Raw genomic sequence first — 21,454 nt, forward strand, 5'->3', positions numbered from 1 at the left:
ATAAAATTAAAGTCTAATTTTGTGATTCATTTTATGGGAAAAAAAATAAAGAAAATAGGTGTAATGACATCGGGTGGTGACGCACCAGGAATGAATGCAGCAATACGTTCAGTAGTAAGAGCTTGCTCCTATTACAATATAGATTGTACAGGTGTTTATAGAGGCTATCAAGGTTTAATAGAGGGAGATTTTAAAAATCTTTCAGCAAGGCATGTTAGTAATATTATAAATAGAGGAGGAACCATTTTAAAATCAGCTAGATCTTCAGAATTTAGAACAGAAGAAGGACGAGCAAAAGCGTATAAACAACTTAAAAATGCTGAAATTGACGCATTAGTTTTAATAGGTGGAGATGGTACTTTTACTGGAGGTATGATATTTAATAAGGAATATAATTTCCCTTGTATTGGTATTCCATGTACTATTGATAATGACATTTTTGGAACAAATTATGCTATTGGCTTTGATACAGCATTAAATACTGTAGTTGAGGTGATAGATAAAATTAGAGATACTGCCAGTTCACATAATAGATTGTTTTTTGTGGAAGTTATGGGTAGAGATGCCGGTTTTATAGCTTTAAATGCTGGAGTTGGAGCTGGTGCTGAAGAAATTTTAATTCCTGAAGAAAATTTAGGTTTAGATAGGTTACTTGAAGCTTTAAAAAGAAGTAAACGATCAGGAAAATCATCAAGTATTGTTGTAGTTTCAGAAGGTGATAAAATTGGTAAAAATGTATTTGAATTAGCAGATTATGTTGAAGAAAATTTACCACAATATGAAGTTAGAGTTTCTGTTTTAGGACATATGCAGCGTGGAGGTTCTCCTAGCTGTTTTGATAGGGTATTAGCTAGTAGGTTAGGAGTAAAAGCAGTTGAATTATTATTGGATGGCAAAACTAATTTAATGGTTGGTTTAGTAAATAATAAAGTTGAAACGACCGAGTTAGAAAAAGCTGTAAAAGGACATCATGAAATTAATAAGGAATTATTGCGTGTAAGTGATATTATGTCAATTTAATCTTAAGAAATAAAGATTTCCAATCAAAAATCAAATGATTAGAATAGGAATAAACGGGTTTGGAAGAATAGGCAGACTAGCTTTTAGAACTATAATAAATAGAACTAATGTAGAAATTGTAGCTATTAATGATTTATTGGAAATAAATCATTTAGCCTACTTATTAAAATACGACTCAGTTCACGGAAAATTTAAAGGCACTATAGAAATTCAAGGTGAAAAGTTAATAGTTAATGGAAAGACAATTCGAGTTACTTCTGAAAAAAATCCAGAAAATATTAAATGGAACCTTGTAAATGTTGATTATGTAATTGAATCAACAGGATTTTTCACAAATAAGAATGAGGCTGCACTGCACATAAAAGGCGGTGCAAAAAAAGTAGTTATTTCAGCACCATCAAAAGATGCGCCAATGTTTGTGATGGGTGTAAATAATAGGCTTCTTTCAAAAAATATAAATGTATTTTCAAATGCATCTTGTACTACTAATTGTTTAGCACCAATAGCAAAGGTTTTAAATGATAATTTTGGTATAGTTGAAGGCTTGGTTAATACGGTTCATTCAACAACCTCAAGTCAAAGAACTGTTGATGGGCCTTCTGATTCATGGAGAAGAGGTAGATCTGCATTAAATAACATGATACCAACAACTACTAGTGCAGGAGAAGCTATAACTAAAATTATACCTGAATTAGATGGTAAAATTTTGGCAATGGCAATTAGAGTTCCTATAGTTGATGTTTCATTGGTTGATTTAACAGTTCGTTTAAAAAAATCAACATCTTATACTGAAATAAAAGAAGTGATGAAAAAGGCTTCTGAAAATGAATTAAAAGGGATTTTAGGATATACTGAAGATGAAGTGGTTTCACAAGATTTTGTCTCAGAGCCAAGAACTTCAGTTTTTGATGCAAAAGCGGGATTAGCACTGAATGAAAATTTTTATAAAATTATTTCATGGTATGATAATGAGTTTGGTTACGCAACAAAAATTATTGATTTAATTGAATATTCAGCATCACTCTAAAAAAAATCAGCTGGTTTAATGCCGGTTTTAATATCTTTAAATATGGAAATAGCAATAATAGCACACGATGGTAAAAAGCCTGAAATGATTCAATTTTTGATGGATTTTAAATCCTTAATTTTATCAAAAGAAATTAAATTAGTTTCTACAGGAACAACTGGTAAAAATGCAGAAAAGGCTGGATTTAAAGTGAATAAATATTTATCTGGGCCTTATGGTGGAGACGCTCAAATTGCTGCACGAGTAGCTGAAGGGAAAACAAATATGGTTTTCTTTTTTAGAGATCCATTAGGAATGCATCCACATGAGCCAGATATTGCAATGTTAATGCGTTTGTGTGATGTTCATGATGTTCCTTTAGCAACAAATCCATCGACTGCAGAATTATTAATTAAATCTATTTAAAATAGTTAATTAAAATTTCATTGCAATCATTGAAATTTCAACATTTACAAATAATGGTAAATTTCCAACTTCAACTGTTTCTCTTGCTGGGGCATTAGTATCATCAAAATATTTTCCATAAATAGTATTAATTTTTGCAAAATCATTCATGTTTTTTACAAATATTGATGTTTTAACAACATTATCAAAAGTCATATCTGCTTCAGCTAAAAGTACTTCTAAGTTTTTCATAACTTGATTAGTTTCTTCTTCAATAGAATCTGAAACTAAATTACCTGTAGCTGGATTAATACCAATTTGACCAGACGTAAAAAGTGTATTTCCAGCTAAAACTGCTTGATTGTATGGACCAACTGGAGCAGGTGCGTTTGTTGTTTTGATAATTTTTTTCATAATGAATTAAATTTTAGAATAATCGTCTGTCAGGTACTTTTCTTTTATCGTATTTTAAATCACTAAGCATTGATGATTTTACACCAAGAAAAAAGTAATAAGTTTGTCTATTACCGAAAGGTACCCAATTAAAATTCAATTTCCAACTATCTAAATCACGTGAAAATCTTAATTGAGTATAGCTAAATCCTTTATTTTTTATATCATAACCAGATGATGCTCCAACTTTCCATTTGGGGGTTAGTTCAATATCTCCAGAGAGCATTAAGGAGTTCGATGAAATTTCGTTTTGCCTATTAGAATTTGAATAATTTAAGGAATAGGCTAACTTTAAAGTCCAAGGGAATGTTGCATTATAAAGTTTAGCTGTTTTAGTTGTTTTACTTTTTGAACTTTTTTTAGAGCTTAAATCGTTACTATTATTTAAATCTTCACCAAAAATTCCATCAGAATTATTAGCTTGAGCATTTTGTTGTTTAGCGTCTTGTTTTCCTTCAGATTTACTACTTGCAAGGCTATAATTCATGGTTAATCCGGCACTAGTTAATCTAAATAAACTACCGCCATTATTTATGTTAAAGGTGTTAATTTTTTTCCCATCAGCAGTAATTGCATAAGGATCTAAAGTGGCATTGATATTCAATTTTAATTTTTTCTTAAAAAGATCTGTACCGGCAGTCATTCTCACAGGGCTCCATTTTAGAGAGTCTGCAGCCATATTGTAACTTGTTGAGAAATTTAAGTTATTAATTAGTGTTACTTTCTCTGGCTCAACTTCAGTTGAATCTTTAGGCATTACTTTTGCTTCAAAGGTATTATTTAAAGAAAAACCTAAACTGTTTGAAAGTCCACTACTTGGTCCACCATAAACTCCATTTGTAAAAGGGGAATATTCAATAAGGTCATTTTCATCTTCACTTTGTTGAACTTCTTCAAAAAATGAACTAAAATCGGGACGATAACCATAAGTAATTGATGGCCTCATAACATGTCTTATTGCTTGTAGTCTTCCTTTATTAAAGTTAAACATTCCATAAATTGTGGTCGATAAAGAAACACCTGCTGAATATTCTCTAAAAGAACTAAATTTATTTATAGTATCTGAAACAACTATATTTTCTGTAGTATTATATGTTTTGCTAATTCTATCGAAATACCAAACTTCTTTATAATTGGCGTTAGGTGAAAGTGTAAAATATTTTAATACTTTCATATTTGTATTAAAAGTAGCATTATGTTGAATACCAGATTTTGCAGTTTCAAACATTTCCTTTTTAAAGAAAAATTCATCGGTAGTATTAATTTTATTGTCTCCTTTTAAAGAATAATTTACGGCTAATTTTTGGATGGCGTTATTTTTAGCACCAGATTTAGAAGCAAATGGATAAATTCTGTCCATATTAACTTGTAAAGAAGGCAATGACATCGTAATACTTTTGGTATTTGTATTTTGAGAATGTGTTGCTGAAATAGATAGATTAAACGGAGTTCCAACAAATTTTTTGTAATATGAAATAGAAGAACTTAGGGTGTTGTTTAAAAATGAATTGGTATTATATTCATTTAATGATTCTCTATAATACGTACTACTTCCTAAATTTACTGAAGCAGAAAACCGTGAATTTGGACTTGCTTTTGCATCTTGGCTATGGCTCCATCTTAAATTGTAATTAGTTGTTTTTGAAAAATCATCAAAACCTCTAATACTGTTTTTTAAATTTTCGTATCTAAAACTAAAGTTACCATTAAAACGGTATCTAACAGCATAGCTAGATTCTGTTCTTAAACCCCAACTACCATTAGTATAAACATCACCTAAAACAGCTAAATCAACAAAATCATTTATTGCAAAATAATATCCTCCATTTTGAAGAAAGTAACCTTGTTGAGCCGTATCTCCCCAAGTTGGCATAATAAAACCTGAAACATTCCCTTTAGTTAAAGGAATGTAAGCAAAAGGTAAAAATAGTGGTGTTGGTACATCTTGAATAACTAAATTACTTAAGCCAATTACTAATTTTTTATTAGGTACAATTTTTGCTTTTTTTGTTGATATATAATAATCTGGTTTTTCCTTATCGGAAGTTGTAAATTTAATATTTTGAATATAAATTGTGGAATCGTTTTCTTTTTTTGTCACTTCACCTCTTATAATTACACCATCTTGCTCCGTACGTAACCCCCAAATTTTAGCTTTTTCAGATTTAAAATTAAAAGAAATGGTATCTTGTGTTGATTCTTCTGCACCTTGTTTAAAAACGGGTAGTTGAGTGTAGTTTCCAAGGGTATCTTTAATTCCTCTTGCCCATACTTCATTGGTGTTATTATTAATTTCAATATAACCAGCAGTTAAATCAATATCTTTATAATGTATGTGAGCATTATCAAATAATATAATTTTATTATTTTTTATGTCTTGTCTAACTAAACTATCTGCTGAATGATCAATAATACTTTCAAGAAGTTCTTTAGGTTTGGTAATAGAATCTATTATAGGTAAATTTATAGAGTCTTTTAGTTTAACATTTAAAGTGTCAATAAGCTTTACAAGCTTATCTTTAGAAGGATTAGGTTTTATTTCTTGAGTATAAGATACAGTATTGATAAAGCTAATAGCAAGTATCAAAAGAAAGTTAAAATATATATTTTTATTAGATGTTTTAATAACGAAATTTTTTATAAAAAAACCTATTAAATTGGGCTGATAGCATAACTTTTTTTAAATTAGCTCATTAATTAATCAACCACATAATTGATTGTTTGTAAATGTATGGCTTAATATTTGAAACACACAAATAACAAACGCCAAAAATAATTAAAATAATTGATGAATTCGCAACTCTTTTCTAAATTTAAAATTACAACGAAATTAAGTATAATTTTAGTGTTTTTAATTGTCTTTTTTTCTAATAATGATAAGGCTTTTGCTCAAAAGAAAGATTTTTTAGTAGTATTAGATGCTGGGCATGGAGGTAAAGACCCAGGTAAGATTGGTTATAAAAATAGCAAGGAAAAAGAAATAGCCCTTAAAATTGTATTGCAAGTAGGTAAATTATTAGAAAAACAACCTAATATTAAAGTTATTTATACTCGTAAAACCGATGTTTTTGTTGATTTATGGGAACGTGGAAGAATAGCCAATAAAGCAGATGCAAATTTGTTTGTTTCTATTCATTGTAATGCACATAATTCACAAGCCTCTGGATCAGAAACTTGGGTGTTAGGAACTCATGCAAATCGTCAAAATTTTGAAGTTGCAAAGGCTGAAAATTCAGTGATATTATTAGAGGATAATTATAAAAAAAATTATAAGGGATTTGATCCAAATTCACCAGAATCAATTATAGGATTAACATTAATGCAAGAAGAATATTTAGATCAAAGTATTCAGTTGGCAAGTATAATTCAACATGGTTTTACCAATAGATTGAAAAGAAAAAATAGAGGTGTAAAGCAAGCCGGTTTTGTGGTTTTATATCAAACCTATATGCCAAGTATATTAATTGAAACAGGTTTTTTAACAAATAAAAAAGAAGGACCATATTTAAATTCTAAAGCTGGTCAGCAAAAGTTTTCTGAATCAATTTATAAAGATATTGTAAAATATATGAAGCAGCTTGCCTTAAATACGGTTATAAATGAGGATGTTGTTGAGGAGCCAAAAATAACTCCATCAGAAATTATTGTTACTACTACTAATGATATTCAGTTTAAGGTACAAATTGCTGCGGGTAGACGTAAACTAGCGACTAAATCATATAATTTTAAGGGATTAAAAAATATTGAGCGTGTTAAGGCAGGTAAAATATATAGGTACTATTTTGGAAAAACGTCAAATTATAAGAAAATAAAGGAGCTGAAAAAGCAAGCAAACTCTAAAGGATATAATTCAGCATTTATTGTTGCATTTAAAAATGGAAAGAAAATATCTATAGATGATGTTTTGAAAAAATCATAGCATTTTTGCCTAAATAATTAGTAATATTGCTATCATAAATAATGTTATTTTGAAAATTACAAGAGAAGTAAAAACAGGAATTGTAGTAGTAAGTGTTATTGCACTATTTATATGGGGATTTAACTTTATGAAAGGTCTAAATTTATTTGATGGCCCTTCAAAAACCTATTTAACCGAGTACAGTAATGTACAAGGCTTAAATACAGCAAGTGTTGTAACTATAAATGGTGTAGAAGTAGGTAAAGTTGTAGCTATTAAGTTTAGTAAAATACCTGAAAAAAGAGGTCAGTTAATTGTTGAGTTTAGTGTAGAAACCGATTTTGAGTTTTCGATAAATAGTATCGCTAAAATTTATAGCGCAAGTTTAATGGGAGGTAAATCATTAGCTGTTGTTCCTTCTTATGAAGGGGAAATGGCTGTGCCAGGTGATATTTTACTAGGTGAAATAGAGTCGGATATATTTTCTTCAGTTACTGAAAAACTAAATCCATTACAAGCAAAAGTTGAAAACGTAATTGTTAGTGCAGATTCTTTAATGACTGGATTAACGGATATTTTAGATACAAAAAGCAGAGAAAATTTGAAGTTAAGTATTGCACATCTTAATACGACTATTGCCAATTTTAAAAATATTTCTGAATCCGTAGATAAGTTAGTTAAATCTAATGAAGAAAAATTAGATAACACTTTGAAAAATACAGAATTAATTTCAAGTAATTTAGCGAAGCTTTCAGATACACTTGTGAATGCTAATTTAGGGTTAACAGTTAAAAATTTAGGGTTAACTATTAATAATTTAAATAAAATTTTGGAAAGTGTTGAGGCAGGTAATGGTACTTTAGGAAAACTTCTAAAAGATGAAAAAATGTACAATAATTTAACTAATTCTTCAAAAGAATTAGAAGAATTATTGCGTGAAATGAAATTACATCCTAAACGCTTTGTTCATTTTTCTTTATTTGGAAAAAAAGATAAAGGTTATGAGCCTAATCAAACTAAAGAAGAATAAAAAAGACTTAATATTGAAAAAATAGAATCATCAACAAACTAAATGTATGGATTATCTTGACAACATTGCATTTGCAATTCTTTTAATAGTAGGAATTGGTTTTTTTGTGAAAAATGTAAAAAAACTAACTAGAAATATAAAATTAGGGAAAGATATAGATAGAAGCAATAATTCAAAAGCTAGATGGAAAAATATGGCAATGGTTGCTATTGGGCAATCAAAAATGGTTAAACGACCAGTTGCAGCAGTTTTACATATTATAGTGTATGTTGGTTTTATTATTGTAAATATTGAAGTTGTAGAAATTGTAATTGATGGTCTTTTTGGAACTCATAGAGTTTTATCTTTTTTAGGTGGATTTTATAACTTTTTAATAGGCTCTTTTGAAGTAATTGCATTTCTAGTACTTATTTCTGTAATTATTTTTTGGATTCGAAGAATGGTTCTCAGAATTCCTCGCTTTTGGAATAAAGAAATGACAAGTTGGCCAAAAAATGATGCACTTAATATTTTGTACTTTGAAATGGTATTAATGTCATTATTTCTAATTATGAATGCAACTGATGTTCATTTTCAAGAATTGAATTCAGGAAATATCATAAGTCAGTTTGTAGCACCATTTTTTAGTGGTTTCACTTTAGAAAGTTTATCTATAATAGAAACAGTAGCTTGGTGGATACATATAACAGGTATTTTAGTGTTTTTAAACTATTTATACTATTCTAAACACCTTCATATTTTATTAGCTTTTCCAAACACCTATTATGCAAACTTAAATGTAAAAGGTAAATTTGATAATTTAGAAACGGTTACCAAAGAAGTTCAATTAATGATGGATCCAGATGTTGATCCTTATGCAAATGTACCTGAAGATGAAGGAGATATACCTGAAAAATTTGGAGCAAGTGATGTTACAGATTTAAATTGGGTTCAATTAATGAATGCATATACCTGTACCGAATGCGGACGTTGTACTTCATCTTGCCCCGCAAATCAAACAGGAAAACAGCTATCTCCACGCGCAATTATGATGAAAACACGAGATAGACTTGAAGAGGTTGGAGCAAATATTAATAAAAATGGTGAGTTTGTAGATGATGGCAAACAATTACTAAATGATTATATTTCACCAGAAGAATTATGGGCTTGTACAAGTTGTAATGCATGTGTTGAAGAATGTCCAGTAAATATTGATCCGCTTTCTATAATTATAGACATGAGGCGTTATTTAGTGATGGAACAATCTGCAGCACCACAAGAATTAAATATAATGATGACAAATATTGAAAATAATGGAGCGCCTTGGCAATACAATCAAATGGATCGGTTAAATTGGAAAGACGAATAAATTATATAACTAAGCAACTACTAAAATCATAAAAATGAAAAAAGAGGATGTAGAGAAACTGTTACATGATAAAGTTGAAGGAGGATTGCATATTAGCCCTATTTTACCTGATGGAATCAAAAATTATTTAATTGATATTGATGGAACAGTATGTGACGATATACCAAATGAAGAGCCAGAAAGAATGTTAACAGCTAAAGTATATCCAGATGCACTAATTACTTTAAATAAATGGTTTGATGAAGGGCATATAATTTGTTTTTTTACTTCAAGAACTGAAGAGTATAGAGGTAATACTGAAACTTGGTTAAAAGAAAATGGTTTTAATTATCATAGTTTGTTAATGGGAAAACCAAGAGGTGGAAATTATCATTGGATTGATAATCATTTAGTTAAAGCAACTAGATATAGAGGGAAATTTACTGATTTAGTGGCAAAAGATGTTACTATTGAGGTTTTTGATGATGGTCAACACAAATAAAATAAATAAAATATTTTAAGTATGAACGTACCAACAATGGCAGAAATGATGGCACAAGGAAAACAACCAGAAGTATTATTTTGGGTTGGTTGTGCGGGTAGCTTTGATGATAGAGCTAAAAAAATTACAAAGGCATTTGTTAAAATATTAAATAATGCAAATGTAGAGTTTGCTGTTTTGGGAACTGAAGAAAGTTGTTCTGGAGATCCTGCAAAAAGAGCTGGGAATGAGTTTTTATTCCAAATGCAAGCAATGACCAACATTGAAGTATTAAATGCCTATGAGGTTAAAAAAATAGTTACAGCATGTCCACATTGTTTCAATACTTTAAAAAATGAATATCCAGAATTAGGAGGTGTTTATGAAGTATTACATCATACTGAATTTTTAAAATTGTTAGTTGATGAAGGTAGAATTACCATTGAAGGTGGTGAATTTAAAGGTAAAAAAATTACGTTTCAAGACCCTTGTTATTTAGGACGTTCAAATGGAATTTATGAAGCGCCAAGAGATTTAATTCAACAATTAGATATGGAATTGGTAGAGATGAAGCAATGTAAAAGTAATGGTTTATGTTGTGGTGCAGGAGGGGCTCAAATGTTTAAAGATTCAGAAAAAGGAACAAAAGAAATTAATGTGGAAAGAACTGAACAAGCAATTGAGGTTAATCCAGATATTATTGCGACTGGTTGCCCATTTTGTAATACTATGATGACAGATGGTGTTAAAATTACAAATAAAGAAGATGAAATTGAAGTATTGGATATTGCTGAAATTATAGCAAAAAACAATAAACTTTAGTATCCCATTTTAAATACATTATTTTTAGAATTATTTCTTAATTTATGGTTAAACATTATATAGATGCTGCACGGTTAAGAACGTTACCGCTTTCAGTTTCTGGAATTATAATTGGAAGTTTTATAGCTGCATCTCAAGGATTTTTTGATTGGCTAATTTGTTTATTGGCTTTACTTACAACAATTGGCTTTCAAATTATTTCAAATTTCGCAAACGATTATGGTGATGGTATAAAAGGGACTGACAATAATGATAGAGTAGGACCTAAAAGAGCCATACAAAGTGGTGTAATTTCACCCAAACAAATGTTAAAAGCAATAATATTTTCTTCATCATTAACACTAATTAGTGCAGTACTTTTAATTTATATAGCTTTTGGTAAAAATGATTTTATTAATCTAACAGTATTTTTTTTATTAGGAATTATAAGTATTGCAGCAGCTATTAAATATACTGTTGGTAAAAAAGCTTATGGATACAGTGGGTTAGGAGATTTATTTGTATTTTTATTTTTTGGATTATTAAGTGTTTATGGAAGTTATTATTTATTTACTAAACAGCTAGATTTTACAGTTTTTTTACCAGCATTTTCAGTAGGGTTTTTAAGTATTGGAGTTTTAAATTTGAATAATATGCGAGATAGAAATTCAGATATTAAATCAGGAAAAAAAACTTTAGTTGTTAAAATAGGTAGTAAATCAGCTAAATATTACCACTATTTATTGTTAATTTTATCATTTTTATTTGCTATTTTATATAGTATAATTAACTATAATTCTATAGTTCAGTTTGTATTTTTACTTGCATATATTCCTGTTATTAAGCATTTTATAGTAGTTTATAATAATAGAAAACCTGAATTATTAGATCCCGAATTAAAAAAATTAGCAATTAGTACTTTTTTATTTTCAATATTGTTTGGAGTTGGCTTATATTTGGCGTCAAATTTATGATAAATGTCATTTTAAAATTAATTAATAAAAGATAATTTTATCCTTTATTTAAAAATCTAATGAAGCAACAATTTTTTGGCATATTTTTTTATTTACTTTATTTATTGGCTATGGTAAGACCTGTAGTTCCAATTATAGAATATTATGCTAATTACGATTATATTGCCAGTGTACTTTGTGAAAATAGAGATAAACCATACCTAGAATGTAATGGAAAGTGTTATTTAGAAAAGCAATTAAATAAAGTTAATAAAACTGATCACGATCATAAATCTACTATTCCAAAAATTAATTTTGAAAAATATCCTGTATCTCCAATAGGTGTGTACACGTATAAATTAAAAAAAATAAACGATATTTTCTTAAAACATTTATTTTTTGAGAATTCTAATTCTCAAGAAGTCTATAATTCACTATTGAAACCACCTCAACTTATTTCTTAATCATAATTTTTTTAAAGGGAGCAAATCAATTAGATAAGTTGATTTAAATCTTCCTACACTTTATTAAAAAATACAAATTCAAATATGAGCTAATTATTTAAATATTAAGTAATTATGACTTATAATTATATGCCGATAAAAAAGAATTATTGGCATAAGACCAATTTACTATAAAAATTGAAATAAAATGATTAAAAAAATATTAATAAGCTGTTTAGTTCTTTTAACTACTACAGTTTCTTTTGCACAAATATTAAATATTACAGGAAAAATTATTGATAATGTATCTAATAATCCAATAAAAAATGCAACAATTAAGGTTATAAATAGCAATATTTTTGAAGTTTCAAATAGTGATGGAGAATTTTCTTTACAGAGCGAAGAGGGTGCTATTCTTGAAATTTCTCATGTAAGTTACAAAACAATTAGAATAAAATTAAAGAACAACTTAATTATCAAGTTACAATTAGCTCAAATTGAGTTAAATGAAATAATTGTAGCTTCAAATCCGTTAGAAGATATCTCACAATCTAAAGTGATAAATGATACTGAAAAAAGAATAAGCCAACCTAGAAGTGTTGGTAGTTTATTTAAAGATATTAATGGATTTGGCATTGTAAAAAGAGGAGCTTATGCTTCTGAACCCGTATTTAGAGCTTTTAAATATGAACAATTAAATGTTCAATATGATGGAGGTATGAAAATACTAAATGCATGCCCAAATAGGATGGATCCTATTACAACTCATGTGATTCCTGAAGAAATAGAAAAAATTGAAATAGTGAAAGGTCCTTTTACAGTTCGATTTGGTTCTAACTTTGGAGGAATTATAAATCTAGTGACTAAAAATCCTTCTAAAAATCAATACGGATTTCATGGAAGTGTTGAAGGAGGTTATGAAACTAACGGAAGTAATTTTGTAAACGGAGTCAATTTATTGTATGTAAACGAAAAATTTGATGTACAATTAAATGGTTCACATCGAGATTTTAGTAATTATACCGATGGTAATGGAACTGAAGTTCCTTCTTCTTTTAGAACAAATGATTATTCTGTTAAAGTTGGCATAAATCCATCCAATAAGCAACGTCTTCAATTAACATGGAGGCAATCTTTTGGTAGCGATATTGACCATGCAGGCTTACCTATGGACTCTCCTTTTGACAACAGTTTATTAGCAGGTTTAGATTATAAAATTACCGATTTGACGAGCAAAATAAATAGCTTCACATTTAAAGCCTTTTATTCGTACGTAGATCATTTAATGACGAATGAAAACCGATCAGCATTTTTAGCAACTGACGCTCGGTCACCTGTTAATTCATGGGTTTATGGAGGGAAAACGGAGTTTACTTTTAAAATTGCAAATCAATCTAAACTTTTTGTGGGTGCTGATGCTAATTTAATTAATAGAAAAGGAAATAGAACTAGAGTTGTTAAAATAATGAATGGAATAACGCTTCCAACTCCAAAAACTTTTATAGATAAAATTTGGCAAGATGCTACCTTAAATGATATTGGTATTTTTACACAAGGTAAATTTAAAATCACTAATTATTTTTCAATATCCTCTGGAATTAGAGCAGATTTTATAAGCACTTTTATTGACGATGCCGCAACAGATTTTGAAGCACTTTATGGAGGAACAATACCAAGTGAAAATGAAATTAATGTTAGTGGAAATATTTCTTTTAAATACCAACATAATGGTTTTCAAACACAACTTGCTTTTGGTAGAGGTGTTAAAACAGCTTCTATGATTGAACGTTATATTAATCATTTTAATGTAGGAGCTGACCCTTACGAATATGTTGGTAATCCAAATTTAAACCCTGAAGTTAATAATCAAATTGAATGGTCATTTAGTAAAACCTTATCACATTTTAAATTAAGTGGAACTGTTTTTCATTCGTTCTTAGAAGATTATATTTCAGCAAAAGTAAATACCAATATTCCACGTAAATTTATGCCAACAACGCCACCAATTTATACAAAACAATTTGTGAATTTAAACAAAGCTTCGCAAACAGGATTTGAATTTAATATGGATTATAGGGCGACTCAAAATCTTAAATTCACTTCCAGTATTTCCTATACTAGAGGTGAAAATATGGATTTAAATGAGCCTTTACCTCAAATTCCTCCTTTTATGGCAATACTTGGTACAAAATATGAAAATGCTAACTATTGGTTTGCATTTAATACAAGATTTGTTGCTAAACAAAATAGAGTTTCAAGCTCTTACATGGAAACAGAAACTCCTAGTTTTGGAACTATTGATTTTAGAGTTGGATTTGAACCAATCCATAATTTAACAATAGGTTTTGCAGCGTTAAATATTTTAGACAAAGCATATTACGAGCATTTAAATTATTCATTTAAAGGCTCAAATACATTATCAGGTAAAATATTAGAGCCTGGCAGAAATTTTACTACGTATATTAAATACAAATTTTAATAGCATAGTAGATTGTTGTTTGAAACCACGGAATTTTAAATTTCGTGGTTTTTTTGTGAATTTTATTTAGTAAATTGCAGTAAACCAACTAAAATTATAATTATGAAAATAACGTATTTAGGGCACGCAAGTTTAAGTATTGAAACAAAAGATAAAACCCTATTAATCGACCCTTTTATTTCTGGAAATGAACTTGCTTCAGCAATTGATATAAATAAACTACAAGCTGATTATATTTTAGTAACTCACGCACATCAAGATCATATTTTAGATGTGGAAGCTATTGCTAAACGAACTGGAGCAAAAATAATTTCTAATTATGAAATAGTAACCCATTTTGAAGAAAAAGGTATAGGAGGTCATCCAATGAATCATGGTGGAAAATGGAAATTTGATTTTGGTATCGTGCATTATACTAATGCTATTCATTCAAGCTCTTTCCCTAATGGCAGTTATGGTGGTCAACCTGGAGGATTTGTAATTGAAACTAGTCACCATAGGTTATATATTGCTGGTGATACGGCATTAAGTTATGATATGAAATTGATTCCTGAAGTAATTGGTGAACTTGACCTTGCGGTTTTACCTATTGGTGATAATTTTACAATGGGTATAGAAGAAGCAATTAAAGCAAGTACTTTTTTAAATTGTAATAAAATTTTAGGGTACCATTTTGATACTTTTGGCTATATAAAAATTAATCACAAAGAAGCATTTACAAAATTTGCTCATGCAAAAAAAGAATTATTTTTATTACCAATTGGAGGCAACTTAAAATTATAAGTTTACAAATATATCAGCTACTAACTAAAATCTAATACGAAAGGTATACTATTTTACATTGTATTTGGAATAATACTTATGAGTATTTTTTAAAATCCATTCTTTTCTTAAATCCTCAGAAAGTATACTTGTTCCATCATGTTTCCAACCTGGAGGTTTAATAAAATAGTTTAACTTTTTTATCAATGAAGTTTTGCTTGTAAAAACATCTTTAAAAATAGCAATCCATTCATGAAATGCAATAGTAATTGGGTTAAATGTTTTTAGATTAGTAGTTAATCCGTAAATAACTTTCTCTTCATCTAATTCAGCCTGAAAAGTACCAAATAATTTATCCCAAACAATAAAAATTCCAGCGTGATTTCTATCTAAATATAGAGGATTTGAACCATGATGAACTCTATGATGTGATGGTGTGTTAAATATAGCTTCAAACCAACGTGGCATTTTATCTATTAATTCTGTATGAATCCAATATTGATATAATAAGCTAATACTCATTTGTGTGAAAATCATTAATGGATGAAATCCTATCAAAGGGAGGGCTAAGTAAAAAATAAAACTAAAAAAGCTACCTGTCCAAGTTTGACGTAAAGCAGTACTTAAATTATATTTTTGTGAAGAATGGTGTACTATATGTGAAGCCCAAAAAAATCGACTTTCATGACTTATTCTATGAAACCAATAATAAAAAAAATCTTGTCCAATTAAAACTAATAACCAAGCCCACCAAACAAAGGGAATAGTTGTAAATTTAAAGTTATTATATATAAAAACAATTACTAAAACTACAAGAAGCTTGCTAACCATTTCTATAAAAACATTACCAATTCCCATTGATAGAGAGGCAAGCGTATCTTTTAGATTATAACTTTTCGGATTTTTTTTATAAATAATAATACCTTCAATAATTACTGTAACAATAAAAAAGGGTATTGCATATAAAATTAAATTTGGTATTTGTGGAATTTCCATAATTGAAATTATTTTTAGCGAAGTTAAAATAATTTTATAAATAGTTAAACTTAAAAAGTGATACGACATTAAGAAGGATACAGTTAATTCTAAATATGTAATAACCCGTTGTGCATTATGATAAAATTTCGTCAATTCGAGTGAATTTTAGCCTTTTTAGGCTTGGAATTAGTATCGAGAATAGGTTTTTCAGTTAAAAACAGATGTTCTCGATACCATTTTTTATCAAAAATTACTCCTTTAGATTTGTATTATATTTATAAATCAATAAAAACGGGTGTCATTCCTGCGAAGGCAGGAATCTAAACGCATCCTATTTATGGATTCCTGTCTTCACAGGAATGACAAAACAACTATAAAGCGCACTAATTTAGCAATTTGTATTATTTTACTTATATCGAAGTGACGTAACAGTAAGTTTAAAGAATCAAAATGCATAACGGGTATAATAATTAAAATACAGGATTAAATGAGTATTCAATTTTTGGAAGTATTAGAATTTAAAATAAGTTTAATAATAAAGAAAATAATTTTAAAGACTTATTACTGTAAATAATATAGAAAAATAGCTATTATAATATTATTATATGGACATAATTGCTATTTTTACGATAGAAACACCTTTAAAATAGTTAATGAAATTTACAACTCTTTCTTTTATATTTATTTTTTTTATAGCTAACACAAAAATTGTTTATAGTCAATCTAATATTAATGATAAACTCAACCAACAAGCTATTGATTCAATTTCGGAAAGTATACTTACTTCAAAAGAATCTGACAGTGTAAAAATTAGTGAATTAAATAAAATTGTATCAAATCATAGATTTAAAAAGCACACTTTTAATACAATTAAAAAAAGTATAAAAATTGCTACATCTACAAAAAAATCTTCATTAATTGCAGATGAGTATCGAATTTTAGGAAATTATTATTATTATAATTCAAATTTAGATTCTGCAGAATTTTACTTAAAGAAATCTAAGAATATAATTGATAATACCAAGTATCCTTTTATTAATTCAGCAATATTAAATTCTTTAGGAGGAGTTTATAGAAAAAAAGGAAATATTACAGAAGCTATTAAATTAGTGCTTGAGTCAAAATTTATTTTGGAGACTATTGACACACTTAATTTATCAAAAACATCTAAGAGAAAACTTCTTAGTCAGCAGCTTATATTATATAATACCTTGGCAAATTTTTATAATCAAATGGGAGATTTTTCCAAAGCAATTGATAATTATGATAAGGCTTATAAAAAATCATTGCTGTTAAAAGCTACAAAATATGCAGGAGTTATTCTTTCTAATAAAGGAGATTTATTATTGAGTAAGGGAAATTTTCAAGAAGCTTTAAATGTATTAATTAGTGCAAAACAATTAAAAATTGATGGGAATGCCCAAGTTTCATCTATTGCAAATACCAATCAGAATATTGGCTTAGCTTTGCTAAAATTAGGGGAGTATAAATTGGCTTTGACTAGAGTTAATGAAGCTATAGAATATTACGAGAAAAATAATTTAGTTTCTGGTTTAATGGAAAGTTATGTTATTAGAGGACGAATTTTTTATGAAACGAAAAATTATAAAAAAGCAATAGATGATTGTTCTAGATCAAAACAGTTAGCTATTGAAAATGGAATTTTAGAAACTCAAGAAAAATCTTGTCTGTGTTTATCAGAAGTATATGAATCTATTAAAGATTATAAAAATGCATTTATTAATTATAAATTATATCAAAAAGCGTTTGACAGTATTTATAACGAAAAAAATATTAAGAATATAACGCAGCTAGAAATGCAATATAATTTTGATAAAGAAAAAGAATTACAAGATTTAAAAAATGCTTCAAAAGAAAAAGAAAACAAATTAACTATTCAAGTACTTGTTTTCAGTATTTTATCATTAATTCTTATTGTAGGATTGCTATCTCGCTTATTTTATATTCGCCATAAATCAAATAAAGAACTCGTAGATAAAAACAAACAAATTTCTGAAACTCTTGCTATCAATGAAATCTTATTTAAAGAAACCCACCATAGAGTAAAAAATAATTTACAAATTATATCGTCTTTACTCAATATGCAATCACGGTTTTTGGAAGATAGTAAATCAAAGGATATTATTAACGATAGTCAAAATAGAATAAAATCAATGTCGTTAATTCATCAAAAATTATATCAAGAAAAAAATATAACGGGTATTGAAACAAAAGCTTATTTTACGGAACTTATTAGTAGTTTGGCTCTTTCCTATGGAATTGATACTACAAAGGTTAGCATGAATATTTCTATAGAAAATATATTGCTTGATGTAGATACAGCTATTCCTCTAGGCTTAATTTTAAATGAACTTATTAGTAATGCTTTTAAGCATGGAATTAATAAAGAAACAGGGGAATTTTCTATGACGTTCAATAAACCAACCGAAAGTCATTTATTTCTCCAAATAAAAGATAATGGGCAAGGATTTCCTAAAAATTTCAATTGGAATAATTCTGAATCTTACGGAATGAAGCTTATACATACTTTAAGCAACAAATTGAAAGCAGATTTAGTTTTTAAAAATAAAAATGGTGCTGAAATTTCTATGAAAATAACTAAATTTAAACTTTCTCAACCCCATAAATAAGATGAACATAAAACCCAAAATATTAATAGTAGAAGATGAGCCAATTATAGCTTCTGATATTGAAATGTCTTTAGAAGAAATAGGTTATGAAGTTATTGGAATTGAAGAAAATGCTGAAAGTGCTTTGCAAAGCATTAAAAATAATAAACCAGATTTAGTTCTTTTAGATATAAATTTGGAGGGAGATATGGATGGAATAATCTTGGCTCAAGATATAAATTTGTACTTCAATATTCCTTTTGTTTTTTTAACATCTAATACTGATAATTTAACTATTAATAGAGTAAAAAGAACAAAACCGGCAGGATTTATAGTGAAACCTTTTAGTGAAAAAGACTTACAATCTAGTATTGAAATAGCTTTATTTCAAAAAAATGATAAAACTGAAATAAAAGAAGAAACGAAGTGCTTTTTTGTAAAAGATTTTAAAGAATATGTTAAAATATCAATAGAAAATTTAATGTTTATTAAAGCTGAGGATAATTACTCAAGATTATTTACTATTGGTAAGAACTTCATTTTATCATCTACCTTAAAAAAAGTAGAAGAAAAGCTCCCAAGTAACAAGTTTATTAGAATTCATAGATCTTATATAATTAATATAAATTATGTAGATAAATACAAAGAAAATGCTATTTATATTGGAAGACATAAACTTCCTGTTGGGCGTAGTTATCAGGAAGGATTCTTTAAATTAATTAATAAGTTATAATTAAAAAAGCCGGTAAAAGTTATTTTACCGACTTACAATTTCAAGCAATATTTAATTATTAATAAAAATATGTTAATTTAATTTTTAATTAGGTTTGCTGTTGAAACCCACATATCTTGATAACCTTCTTCATCCAATTTTATTAAAAATTTATGACTTGCCAATTTAATAATTGTTCCTGTCATAATTCCACTTCTAGTTCTAATCCCTACGGCATCTCCAATATTAAAATTAACTGATTCTTTTTCTTTAATAGTTTCATGTTGGTTCTCAGTTTTGGTACTATTGTTAGTAGGTTTAGCTGTGCTAATTGTCATAGCGTTTTCAGTTACCCAGTAACCACGTCCTCCCTCTAATAAACTAACAAAGTAACGATTGTCAAAGTTAGTATCTCGTTTTTTTACTTCTGCAGGAAATGTTCCATTTGAAAATGCTACATCAACAATGTCACCAATTTTAAATTCCTTAACTATTTTTACAGTTAAATCTGGTTTTTCAGCACAATTACCTTTTAATTTCCACAAACGGTTAATTTCTGATTGTTCTGGTGGTATAAAATAAATCAATGAAAGTTTCCAAGTTCCATTTTCTTCTTTTGCTGTCATTCTAGTTGAACGGTAACTGTCTTTATCATAAAATGTCATCATTCCTGCTTGTTCTTCTTTTACAATTGGATATTGACAATAAGTACGTTGATATGCATTTAAATTTTCAAAAAGTCTATCTATCCATTCTTTTGAGCGTCCATTTAATACAGCGCCTTTTTCAAAACAAGTAGTTGATAAAACTTTATACAAATGTGCTTTTGCAGCTTTTGGCTCACTAGCCATTAGTTTATCATGAATATAATAAAATAATTGCTTGTCAGTTTCAAATTTTGGAGCTTCTTCAACCCAAGGTAAACTAGCTATTTGAGCTTCTACTTGATTTGCTTCATCAGTCTCGGCAAGTGTAAGCATATTGGACAATTCTTCACTTGAATGTTTTGTTTTGGAAATAACCTTTTTAGCATAATCATCTTCTATTGCCATAAATTTTTTCCAAGGCTTTTTAAAACCATCAGAATACAAATGTACTTCATAAATATGTTCTGCTTTTTCTAATTCTGTATCCGATATTTTCTTCGTGAAAATAGTTTTAACGTTAAATTCAACGTGTGTAAGATCATCCCAATTATATTCAGTTTTTTCAGGAACAATAATCTCAGAAATATTACCAACAATAGTATTATAATCGTTATGTCCAACAAATTTATACAAATCACTATTTAATAGTGCTAACACTTCCTTTTTGTCTGGTGCAGGTACACCTTCCATTTTTGTTCCACGAGAAGAAAAATTATGAAATACATAACTACCCCCAGCTTTAATATAGCGGACGGAACCATATACTACACCAGTAACACCTGGATATTCAGGATTTTTGAATCCAGCATGAAAGCTTCTTCTATAATAAAAGTTCCACGTACCATTTTCAAATTTTTTTTCTGTTGCTCCATTTCCTTCAAGAACTAAAGATGATAATCCTTTATAATTGGCTTTTATTTTAGTTTTTAATTCATTATCTGAAGGAGTTTGTGCATTACTTATTGTTGTCATTACCATTGATAATATTAATATTATTTTTTTCATGTTTTAATAATTATAAAGTTTAATACTATTTTTTTACAATTTTATAAGCTTTATATAAATGGCTTGGAAGATCTTCTACAACTACTATATAAACACCATTACTGTAACTAGACATGTTTATTTGAAATTGGCTATCATGAGTTGTGAAACTATTTATTTTTTTTCCACCAAAATCGGTAAGTGTGATAAGGTAATTGCTATTTCTAAAGAAATTAAAATTTAAATAATCTACTGCCGGATTAGGATAAATAGCTATTTCATTAAATGGTAAATAATCTGTATCACTCGAATAATTTAGAATGTCAGGAGATAAAAACCCTTCTGAAATATAAATATTTGCATTAGTATTTTCTTGTACAACAAGCTCTCCAATTGTATATATCATTTCAATAGTTCCAGAAGTTGAAATTTCTCCACCACTATC

19 protein-coding genes are annotated in these 21,454 nt (G+C 28.1%); 14 read left to right on the top strand and 5 right to left on the bottom strand.

The window, feature by feature from the left end; all coding sequences use genetic code 11:
• The first annotated feature begins 33 nt into the window (after nt 1-33).
• From pfkA to QM495_RS05090, 3 genes are read left to right on the top strand one after another with little or no spacing between them, the layout of a single operon-like run.
• Nucleotides 34-1,020: a 6-phosphofructokinase gene (gene pfkA / locus QM495_RS05080; RefSeq protein ID WP_408671027.1), complete on the top strand. Its 987-nt coding sequence runs from the start codon at nt 34-36 to the stop codon at nt 1,018-1,020.
• A gap of 34 nt (nt 1,021-1,054) precedes the next feature.
• A complete protein-coding gene (gene gap, locus QM495_RS05085; RefSeq protein ID WP_408671028.1) occupies nt 1,055-2,047 on the top strand; it encodes a type I glyceraldehyde-3-phosphate dehydrogenase in 993 nt (330 codons plus the stop codon).
• 42 nt (nt 2,048-2,089) lie between these two features.
• Complete coding sequence (locus QM495_RS05090; protein WP_408671029.1) at nt 2,090-2,452, top strand: methylglyoxal synthase; 363 nt, start codon at nt 2,090-2,092, stop codon at nt 2,450-2,452.
• Between the two features lie 9 nt (nt 2,453-2,461).
• Here the strand turns inward: QM495_RS05090 and QM495_RS05095 are convergent, their stop codons facing one another.
• Both QM495_RS05095 and QM495_RS05100 read right to left on the bottom strand, forming a co-directional pair.
• Nucleotides 2,462-2,845, bottom strand: coding sequence for a Rid family detoxifying hydrolase (locus tag QM495_RS05095; RefSeq protein ID WP_408671030.1), 384 nt, complete (start codon nt 2,843-2,845; stop codon nt 2,462-2,464).
• A gap of 13 nt (nt 2,846-2,858) precedes the next feature.
• On the bottom strand, nt 2,859-5,471 hold the full coding sequence (locus tag QM495_RS05100) for a putative LPS assembly protein LptD (protein WP_408671031.1): 2,613 nt from the start codon (nt 5,469-5,471) through the stop codon (nt 2,859-2,861).
• Nucleotides 5,472-5,672: 201 nt separating this feature from the next.
• On the opposite strand from QM495_RS05100, the gene QM495_RS05105 reads away from it, so the two are divergent.
• The 9 genes from QM495_RS05105 to QM495_RS05145 all read left to right on the top strand — a co-directional run bounded on the left by QM495_RS05105 (nt 5,673) and on the right by QM495_RS05145 (nt 15,079).
• Nucleotides 5,673-6,803, top strand: a complete 1,131-nt coding sequence (locus QM495_RS05105) for an N-acetylmuramoyl-L-alanine amidase (RefSeq protein WP_408671032.1) — start codon at nt 5,673-5,675, stop codon at nt 6,801-6,803.
• Between the two features lie 49 nt (nt 6,804-6,852).
• A complete protein-coding gene (locus tag QM495_RS05110) occupies nt 6,853-7,812 on the top strand; it encodes an MlaD family protein (RefSeq protein WP_408671033.1) in 960 nt (319 codons plus the stop codon).
• A gap of 46 nt (nt 7,813-7,858) precedes the next feature.
• Entirely contained in the window at nt 7,859-9,160 is a 1,302-nt protein-coding gene (locus QM495_RS05115; protein ID WP_408671034.1) for a 4Fe-4S dicluster domain-containing protein, read from the top strand.
• Nucleotides 9,161-9,194: 34 nt separating this feature from the next.
• Complete coding sequence (locus QM495_RS05120) at nt 9,195-9,641, top strand: phosphoheptose isomerase (RefSeq protein WP_408671035.1); 447 nt, start codon at nt 9,195-9,197, stop codon at nt 9,639-9,641.
• A gap of 21 nt (nt 9,642-9,662) precedes the next feature.
• Nucleotides 9,663-10,442, top strand: a complete 780-nt coding sequence (locus QM495_RS05125) for a (Fe-S)-binding protein (RefSeq protein ID WP_408671036.1) — start codon at nt 9,663-9,665, stop codon at nt 10,440-10,442.
• 44 nt (nt 10,443-10,486) lie between these two features.
• Complete coding sequence (locus QM495_RS05130; RefSeq protein WP_408671037.1) at nt 10,487-11,395, top strand: 1,4-dihydroxy-2-naphthoate polyprenyltransferase; 909 nt, start codon at nt 10,487-10,489, stop codon at nt 11,393-11,395.
• Between the two features lie 59 nt (nt 11,396-11,454).
• Entirely contained in the window at nt 11,455-11,838 is a 384-nt protein-coding gene (locus QM495_RS05135) for a hypothetical protein (protein WP_408671038.1), read from the top strand.
• Between the two features lie 187 nt (nt 11,839-12,025).
• Nucleotides 12,026-14,296, top strand: a complete 2,271-nt coding sequence (locus QM495_RS05140; protein ID WP_408671039.1) for a TonB-dependent receptor domain-containing protein — start codon at nt 12,026-12,028, stop codon at nt 14,294-14,296.
• A gap of 102 nt (nt 14,297-14,398) precedes the next feature.
• Nucleotides 14,399-15,079, top strand: a complete 681-nt coding sequence (locus QM495_RS05145; protein ID WP_408671040.1) for a metal-dependent hydrolase — start codon at nt 14,399-14,401, stop codon at nt 15,077-15,079.
• Nucleotides 15,080-15,127: 48 nt separating this feature from the next.
• Here QM495_RS05145 and QM495_RS05150 read toward each other — a convergent pair whose 3' ends face one another.
• Nucleotides 15,128-16,189 (bottom strand): sterol desaturase family protein, encoded by a 1,062-nt coding sequence (locus tag QM495_RS05150; RefSeq protein ID WP_408671041.1) that lies wholly within the window; start codon nt 16,187-16,189, stop codon nt 15,128-15,130.
• Between the two features lie 500 nt (nt 16,190-16,689).
• On the opposite strand from QM495_RS05150, the gene QM495_RS05155 reads away from it, so the two are divergent.
• Together QM495_RS05155 and QM495_RS05160 are read left to right on the top strand one after the other, a co-directional pair.
• A complete protein-coding gene (locus QM495_RS05155; RefSeq protein WP_408671042.1) occupies nt 16,690-18,687 on the top strand; it encodes a histidine kinase dimerization/phosphoacceptor domain -containing protein in 1,998 nt (665 codons plus the stop codon).
• Nucleotide 18,688: 1 nt separating this feature from the next.
• Complete coding sequence (locus QM495_RS05160; RefSeq protein ID WP_408671043.1) at nt 18,689-19,399, top strand: LytR/AlgR family response regulator transcription factor; 711 nt, start codon at nt 18,689-18,691, stop codon at nt 19,397-19,399.
• 77 nt (nt 19,400-19,476) lie between these two features.
• Here the strand turns inward: QM495_RS05160 and QM495_RS05165 are convergent, their stop codons facing one another.
• Entirely contained in the window at nt 19,477-21,030 is a 1,554-nt protein-coding gene (locus QM495_RS05165) for a hypothetical protein (protein WP_408671044.1), read from the bottom strand.
• Between the two features lie 25 nt (nt 21,031-21,055).
• On the bottom strand, nt 21,056-21,454 hold a 399-nt coding region (locus QM495_RS05170), incomplete at its 5' end, for a T9SS type A sorting domain-containing protein (protein WP_408671045.1).

Source organism: Lutibacter sp. (genome assembly GCF_046055765.1).
Taxonomy (GTDB): domain Bacteria; phylum Bacteroidota; class Bacteroidia; order Flavobacteriales; family Flavobacteriaceae; genus Lutibacter.